The sequence below is a fragment of the Sphingomonas sp. genome, from assembly GCF_036388215.1.
GTDB lineage: Bacteria > Pseudomonadota > Alphaproteobacteria > Sphingomonadales > Sphingomonadaceae > Sphingomonas.
In genome coordinates this window covers 442,648-448,810 of sequence record NZ_DASVSH010000033.1, presented here as the reverse complement: position 1 = coordinate 448,810, position 6,163 = coordinate 442,648, and the positions used below count along the sequence as shown (strand labels likewise).

Here is a 6,163-nt window from a genome sequence, read left to right as displayed (position 1 = left end):
GCAGCCGACGTGATCGTGATCCCGCGCTCCTGCTCCTGCTCCATCCAGTCCATCGTCGCGGTGCCTTCATGCACTTCGCCGATCTTGTAGGACTTGCCGGTGTAATAGAGGATGCGCTCGGTCGTCGTCGTCTTGCCGGCGTCGATATGCGCCATGATGCCGATATTACGATAGCGGTCGAGCGGATGGCTGCGGGCCATGATCGTTATTCCTTTGGTATGGTTCGGATCGGCTTGCGCCGGCTTACGGAAAGAAGAGTTTGGCGAGTGTCGCGCCGGCGGCCATTAATGCAGCAGCTGCGATAAAGCCCTGAAACACCGTCGATAGCGGTAAAATTTTGGTCTCCGCACCGACCTTGTCAGCCTCGGCAATCAGCTTGCGTGTCTCCGCCGAAATTTTTTCGACTTCCTCGAGAGCACGCCAAATCCGAGCGCGCTGCTCTTCGAAATCGAGATTATCGCGCCCGGGTGTGGTTGCCATCGCCTGATCCTTCGCAAGCTCTATATAGCCCTTACCAGCGATAATGCGAGAACGCGCGGTTGGCTTCGGCCATGCGGTGCGTGTCTTCGCGCTTCTTGACCGCGTTGCCGCGGTTGTTCGCCGCATCCATGAGCTCGCCGGAAAGGCGGGCCGACATGGTGTGCTCGCTGCGGTTGCGCGCCGACGTGATGAGCCAGCGGATCGCCAGCGCCTGGGCGCGCTCGGGGCGCACTTCGACGGGAACCTGGTACGTCGCACCGCCAACGCGGCGCGAGCGGACCTCGATGCCCGGCTTGATGTTGTTCAGCGCGTCATGAAACACGCCGATCGGCTCGCGCTTGGCGCGCTGCTCGACGGTCTGCATCGCCGAATAGACGATGTTCTCGGCGACGGACTTCTTGCCGTCCAGCATCACCGAATTCATGAACTTGGAGAGAACCTCATCCCCGTAAACGGGATCAGGGAGAATGATGCGCTTTTCTGGGCGACGACGACGAGCCATCTGATATTCCTTTCAATCTTCAGCGGGTCCGGAACACGTCCGGGGCTTACTGTGGCTTCTTACTTCGGACGCTTGGCCCCGTATTTCGAACGCGACTGGCGGCGATCCTTCACGCCCTGCGTATCGAGCACGCCGCGCAGGACGTGATAGCGAACGCCGGGAAGATCGCGAACGCGGCCGCCACGGATCAGGACCACCGAGTGCTCCTGAAGATTGTGGCCTTCCCCCGGAATGTAGCTGATGACTTCGCGCTGGTTGGTCAGGCGGACCTTGGCAACCTTGCGCAGCGCCGAGTTCGGCTTCTTCGGAGTCGTCGTATAGACGCGCGTGCAAACGCCGCGCTTCTGCGGGTTCTGCTCCATCGCAGGGACCTTTGACTTGGCCTTCTGCGGTTCGCGGCCCTTGCGGACCAGCTGGTTGATCGTCGGCATGAAAGCCCTTCACCTTATGTTGCCCGGATAATCCGGAGGTTACTTTGCTGGAACAAGAGAGAATACGAAAAGGCCCCGGGTGTCTTCGACCCCCCGGGCCATTGCGTTTCCAGCAACGTTCAGCTCTTGTCTCGATGAGGCATTTGGCCTTGGCCAGCACGCTTCGAGACGGTGGCGCCTATAGCGGCGCTCCCCCAAGCGGTCAACCGCTCCTCTCCGCCCAAATCGCGCGGGCTAAGGATGCGTCAACTCCCGTGCGGCTAAGCAGCAATGGATGATAGTGCGCAACCCCCTCGGCCGCTGGCGCCGCCCGCTCGCGGCGCTCGCCGCGCTGGCGGCAACGCTGGTGCTTGGGCTAGCCGGCCCCGCCTTGCCCGGCGCGGCCCCTTTATTCGGCTGGGGCGGATTGGGGCTTTTGGTGGCGGGCAGCGCCGGGCTGCTGGCCTGGCACCTGGCACGGCTCAGCATCACCCCCGCGGGTCGATCGGGGCAAATCGGAGCCGCGCTGCCCGCGGCGCTGCTGGCGCTGAGCCTCCCGGGGATCGGCCCGGGCGCGGTGCTGGCGCCCTGTGCGCTCGCTATTCTGGCGACGCGGCGCGATGCGAGCCAGTCGCTGGTGGCGCTCGCGGTGCATTGTAGCGCAGCGGCCCTGCTGCTTGGCGATTGGCTCACGGCGGGGCTCGCTTGCGCAATGACTCCCGGCATGGCGTGGCTTTCGCTACGCGGGGCATTTTGCGCGATCGCCAACGACAATCCCTCATTGGAACGAATCGAAGACATTTGCTCTCTGCAGCGCCCTGCTACTTATGCTAATGACTCCGAAGGGGAATCGGGATCCGGGACTTGGGGAGTAGCGTAATGTTCAATGGTAATCGTGGCCGCGACGAGCGTCCGGCAATGCCGCCGGCTCCGCCGCAGCAGAGCGGTGGCGCGAAGCGCGGCATGTTTTCGGTGCTCGGCCCCGATGTGATCGTCACGGGCAGCGTCACCGCCAGCGCCGACCTGCATATCGATGGGCGTGTCGAAGGCGATGTGAATTGCGGCACGCTGGCGCAGGGTGCGGACAGCCAGATATTCGGCAGCGTCACGGCGGAGAGCGCCCGGCTTGCCGGCGCGATCGAAGGTACGGTGCGCGTGCGCCAGCTCACGATCGAGCGTTCGGCAAAGATCAGCGGCGATGTCGAATATGAGAACATCACGATCGAGAATGGCGGTCATATCGACGGCCGGCTCAAGCACATGAGCACGATCCAGGCCGCCGCCGCGCAGCAAGGCCCGCGAGCCGTGGAGGCGACGTCGCTTCCCGTAGCGGCGAACGAGCACGCCGCCTGATCTTGCGGGTCCGCTAATAGAAAAGGCCGCGTTCCTCCAGAGGAACGCGGCCTTTCTCTTGGGGCTTGGTCCGAGCCTTACATGCCCTTGATCTTGTCCAGGTGCATCTTGACCACCTTCGACATTTCGGCCGCGAAGGCCTTGAGCTCCGGAACATCGCCGCCTTCGGCATAGTCCTTGACAGCAGCCAGCGTCTTCTCGTGCGCGGCGACCTGCTGCATCTTATATGCGGCGTCGAAGGCAGTGCCTTCGGCTGCCCGCAGCGCCGCGAGATTGGCTTCCTGCTCGGCGGTCAGCGCGGGATTTGGCGTGATCGCCGGGTTCGCCTTGGCCCCTGCGGCCTTGAGCTTCTCGGTGGACGCGGTGTGGCCCTTGACCATCATCTGGCCAAAGTCCTTGAGCGCCGGGGTCGTCGCCTTTTCCTGCGCGAGCTTGCCGGCCTCGATCTCATACCAATCGCTCGCACCGGCCGTATCGGCAAAGGCCTGGCCGGGGGAAGCGGGCATGCCGGTCTGCATCGCGTTGCCGCCCATCATGCCGTTCTCTGCGGGCATCGCGGTGTCGGTGACGGTCGTGTTGCCGGCGGTCGTATTGCCGGCGTCGCCGCCGCCCGCGCATGCGCCGAGCGCGAAGATTGGAGCAAGGCTAAGAGCGATCAGTTTCATGTTCATGCAGACGTTCCTCCTGTGGTAGCGCCCCAACGCCGCATGACTTGCGCCGTTCCGCATTTGGTTCCGGAGAAACGCAATTAAAACAACAACCAAACATAGATCAGTGTCTGGCTATTTGAGCGGATCGTGGCCCCAGTTCATCAGCGAATAGCGCCAGCGCGAAGTGGGTATCTTAAACTCGTCGTGCGGCCCCTGCCCCCGGTGACGCTTCACGAAGGCGACGACCTTGCGCATGTGGGCATAGTCACCGCCGTCCAGATCGGACTTCCTGGCGCGCAATAGCTGCGCGATCCGCCGGCCCGAGGCATGGCCCACGCTTTCTGTCTCTCCAGGGCGCTTGAAGCCGACCTTACGGCTCTCCTCTGTATCGAGCCATTCGTCCATCTCGGCGGCAGTCATGTTCACCACGGCTTGGAAGTTCTTCCAGACCTGCTCGTGATCATCCTTTAAAGGCATGACGGCTCAGCTCCCGCGGAAAAGCGGGCGCTCGGGCCCGCCTAGACTGACCTGCGCCCGAATCCTCCTCCTCGCGGAGCGGGACCTCGTGGAGGCACCGGCGCCTCCCCGCCCCCGGCCGCCTTGCGCGCCAGATAGCGCGCGAGCGCCGCATCGGCATCGAAGGTGCTGTCCTCGGCAAGAGGCTCCACGCGCGCCGCGGACGCAGGCGACCCCGCGAAGAGCCGCACCATCTTGAGAATAAGCGGGATTGTGAACAACAGACCCACCGCGCCCAGCCCCAGCATCGTGGGACCCAAGCCCGTCTCGACCGGGCCGGCTTCGCCGCTGACATCGCGAAAATAGAGCAGCAGATAGCCGCAATAGCCGACCGGCAAGAGCGCCGCGACCACACCGAACACCGACTTGAAAGACACGCCCCGCCTCCCGCCATACAGGAGCACGATGATGCCGGGAGAATGCTGACAAAAGCTGAATGCCGGCGCGGCTAGATATGGATCGCCTTCCCGTAGGCCCCGAGCACGCTCTCGTGCATCATCTCGCTCAGCGTCGGATGCGGGAAGACCGTTTCCATCAGCTCGGCCTCGGTGGTCTCCAGCGTCTTGCCGATAGTGTAGCCTTGGATCAGCTCGGTGACTTCGGCACCGATCATGTGCGCGCCCAGCAATTCGCCGGTCTTGGCGTCGAACACGGTCTTGATGAAGCCCTCGGCCTCGCCCAGCGCGATCGCCTTGCCGTTGCCGATAAAGGGGAAGTTGCCGACCTTCACTTCATGGCCCGCTTCCTTCGCTTTTGCCTCGGTCAAGCCGACGCTGGCGATCTGGGGATGACAATAGGTGCAGCCGGGAATGTTCTTCGGGTCCATCGCGTGGGGATGGCCGCCGTTGATCGCCTCGACTGCGATCACGCCTTCATGGCTCGCCTTGTGCGCGAGCCAGGGCGGCTGGGTGACGTCGCCGATGGCGTAGATGCCCTCGACCGAGGTCTTGCAGGTTGCATCCGTGACGATGTGGCCGCGCTCGGTCTTCACGCCCAGCGCTTCCAATCCGATATCCTCGGTGTTGGGCACGATGCCGATCGCGACGATAACGTGACTGTAGTCCCCAGTGGCGACCTTGCCGTCCTTGCCTTTGATCGCGGCCTTCACGCCGCTGGCGGTCACTTCGATCTTGTCGACCCCCGCGCCCGTGAGGATCGTCATGCCCTGCTTCTTGAGCGATTTTTCGAGGAACGCGGAAACATCGGCGTCCTCGACCGGCACGACGCGGTCTAGCATTTCGACCACGGTCACTTCCGAGCCCATGTCGTTATAGAAGCTCGCAAACTCGATCCCGATCGCGCCCGATCCGATCACCAGCAATTTGGTCGGCATTTCCGGCGGCGTCATCGCGTGGCGGTAGGTCCAGATGCGCTTGCCGTCCGCCTTTGCGAAGGGAAGGTCGCGGGCGCGCGCGCCGGTAGCGATGATGATGTTCTTGGCCGTCAGCTCGGTCGCCTTGCCATCGGCGGCTGTGACGCTGACCTTGCCTTTCCCGGTCAGCTTGCCGCTGCCCATGTGCACCGCGATCTTGTTCTTCTTCATCAGGTGCGTAACGCCCTGGTTGAGCTGCCTGGCCACACCGCGCGAGCGCTTGACCACTGCCTCCAGGTCCGCGCTGATCTTCTCGGCGGCGAGGCCGTAATCCTTGGCGTGCTGCATGTAGTGGAAGATCTCGGCCGAGCGCAGCAGCGCCTTGGTGGGGATGCAGCCCCAATTGAGGCAGATGCCGCCAAGGTTCTCGCGCTCGACAATGGCGGTCTTGAGCCCGAGCTGCGCCGCGCGGATCGCGGCGACATAGCCGCCGGGGCCAGAGCCGAGAACGATGAGATCGTAGGATTCAGCCAAGGGGGGTGTCCTTATTGAACCCCTCTCCCCTTGAGGGAGAGGGAGGGGCCCAAGCCGAAGGCTTGGGAGGGTGAGGGTCCGAAAGCGCGGCGGAGATTGCCGCTTTGACCGCGTCTATATCGTCAAGAACCGCGTTGTTCCAAAAGCGAACGACCCGATATCCCTTCTCTGCGAGGAAGGCATCGCGACGCGCATCATGATCGCTCCCTGCATGTTGCGAGCCATCCGCCTCCACGATTAGCCGATGCTCCTGGCACACAAAGTCGGCGATATAAGGTCCGATTGGTTGCTGGCGCCGGAATTTGGCATCTTTCAGCCTGGCTCCACGCAGGTGAGTCCAAAGAACCCGCTCACTCTCGGTGGGAGCCCTACGCATCTCCTTAGCGCGGTTCAATGTGAGAGCATC

11 protein-coding genes are annotated in these 6,163 nt (G+C 63.2%); 2 read left to right on the top strand and 9 right to left on the bottom strand.

All coding sequences use genetic code 11. From position 1 onward, the window contains the following. The 4 genes from VF617_RS16400 to rpsL all read right to left on the bottom strand — a co-directional run. Window positions 1-200: GTP-binding protein (locus VF617_RS16400; protein ID WP_331015976.1), on the bottom strand; the 200-nt coding region annotated here is incomplete at its 3' end. 43 nt (window positions 201-243) lie between these two features. After that, entirely contained in the window at window positions 244-480 is a 237-nt protein-coding gene (locus VF617_RS16395) for a hypothetical protein (RefSeq protein WP_331015975.1), read from the bottom strand. A 31-nt stretch (window positions 481-511) separates the two neighbouring features. Next, window positions 512-982 (bottom strand): 30S ribosomal protein S7, encoded by a 471-nt coding sequence (gene rpsG / locus VF617_RS16390; protein WP_331015974.1) that lies wholly within the window; start codon window positions 980-982, stop codon window positions 512-514. A 59-nt stretch (window positions 983-1,041) separates the two neighbouring features. Beyond that, window positions 1,042-1,413, bottom strand: a complete 372-nt coding sequence (rpsL, locus tag VF617_RS16385) for a 30S ribosomal protein S12 (protein WP_029936467.1) — start codon at window positions 1,411-1,413, stop codon at window positions 1,042-1,044. 280 nt (window positions 1,414-1,693) lie between these two features. On the opposite strand from rpsL, the gene VF617_RS16380 reads away from it, so the two are divergent. Together VF617_RS16380 and VF617_RS16375 are read left to right on the top strand one after the other, a co-directional pair. After that, window positions 1,694-2,272, top strand: a complete 579-nt coding sequence (locus VF617_RS16380) for a hypothetical protein (protein WP_331015973.1) — start codon at window positions 1,694-1,696, stop codon at window positions 2,270-2,272. Next, window positions 2,272-2,745: a polymer-forming cytoskeletal protein gene (locus tag VF617_RS16375; RefSeq protein ID WP_331015972.1), complete on the top strand. Its 474-nt coding sequence runs from the start codon at window positions 2,272-2,274 to the stop codon at window positions 2,743-2,745. The genes VF617_RS16380 and VF617_RS16375 overlap by 1 nt, the downstream gene beginning before the upstream one ends. 77 nt (window positions 2,746-2,822) lie before the next feature. Here VF617_RS16375 and VF617_RS16370 read toward each other — a convergent pair whose 3' ends face one another. The 5 genes from VF617_RS16370 to VF617_RS16350 all read right to left on the bottom strand — a co-directional run bounded on the left by VF617_RS16370 (window position 2,823) and on the right by VF617_RS16350 (window position 6,133). Beyond that, a complete protein-coding gene (locus VF617_RS16370; protein ID WP_331015971.1) occupies window positions 2,823-3,416 on the bottom strand; it encodes a DUF4142 domain-containing protein in 594 nt (197 codons plus the stop codon). A gap of 111 nt (window positions 3,417-3,527) precedes the next feature. Beyond that, on the bottom strand, window positions 3,528-3,872 hold the full coding sequence (locus tag VF617_RS16365) for a DUF3140 domain-containing protein (protein WP_331015970.1): 345 nt from the start codon (window positions 3,870-3,872) through the stop codon (window positions 3,528-3,530). A 41-nt stretch (window positions 3,873-3,913) separates the two neighbouring features. Next, complete coding sequence (locus tag VF617_RS16360; RefSeq protein WP_331015969.1) at window positions 3,914-4,288, bottom strand: hypothetical protein; 375 nt, start codon at window positions 4,286-4,288, stop codon at window positions 3,914-3,916. Window positions 4,289-4,359: 71 nt separating this feature from the next. After that, window positions 4,360-5,757: a dihydrolipoyl dehydrogenase gene (gene lpdA / locus VF617_RS16355; RefSeq protein WP_331015968.1), complete on the bottom strand. Its 1,398-nt coding sequence runs from the start codon at window positions 5,755-5,757 to the stop codon at window positions 4,360-4,362. Then, window positions 5,750-6,133, bottom strand: a complete 384-nt coding sequence (locus VF617_RS16350; RefSeq protein WP_331015991.1) for an endonuclease domain-containing protein — start codon at window positions 6,131-6,133, stop codon at window positions 5,750-5,752. Before VF617_RS16350 ends, lpdA begins: the two co-directional genes overlap by 8 nt. Between the last annotated feature and the right edge of the window lie 30 nt (window positions 6,134-6,163).

What these genes read in the sequence shown, in the direction of transcription:
- rpsL (WP_029936467.1), bottom strand. Translation starts at nt 1,413, where the DNA reads ATGCCGACGATCAACCAGCTGGTCCGCAAGGGCCGCGAACCGCAGAAG.
- VF617_RS16395 (WP_331015975.1), bottom strand. Translation starts at nt 480, where the DNA reads ATGGCAACCACACCCGGGCGCGATAATCTCGATTTCGAAGAGCAGCGC.
- VF617_RS16375 (WP_331015972.1), top strand. Translation starts at nt 2,272, where the DNA reads ATGTTCAATGGTAATCGTGGCCGCGACGAGCGTCCGGCAATGCCGCCG.
- VF617_RS16365 (WP_331015970.1), bottom strand. Translation starts at nt 3,872, where the DNA reads ATGCCTTTAAAGGATGATCACGAGCAGGTCTGGAAGAACTTCCAAGCC.
- VF617_RS16350 (WP_331015991.1), bottom strand. Translation starts at nt 6,133, where the DNA reads ATGCGTAGGGCTCCCACCGAGAGTGAGCGGGTTCTTTGGACTCACCTG.
- rpsG (WP_331015974.1), bottom strand. Translation starts at nt 982, where the DNA reads ATGGCTCGTCGTCGTCGCCCAGAAAAGCGCATCATTCTCCCTGATCCC.
- VF617_RS16370 (WP_331015971.1), bottom strand. Translation starts at nt 3,416, where the DNA reads ATGAACATGAAACTGATCGCTCTTAGCCTTGCTCCAATCTTCGCGCTC.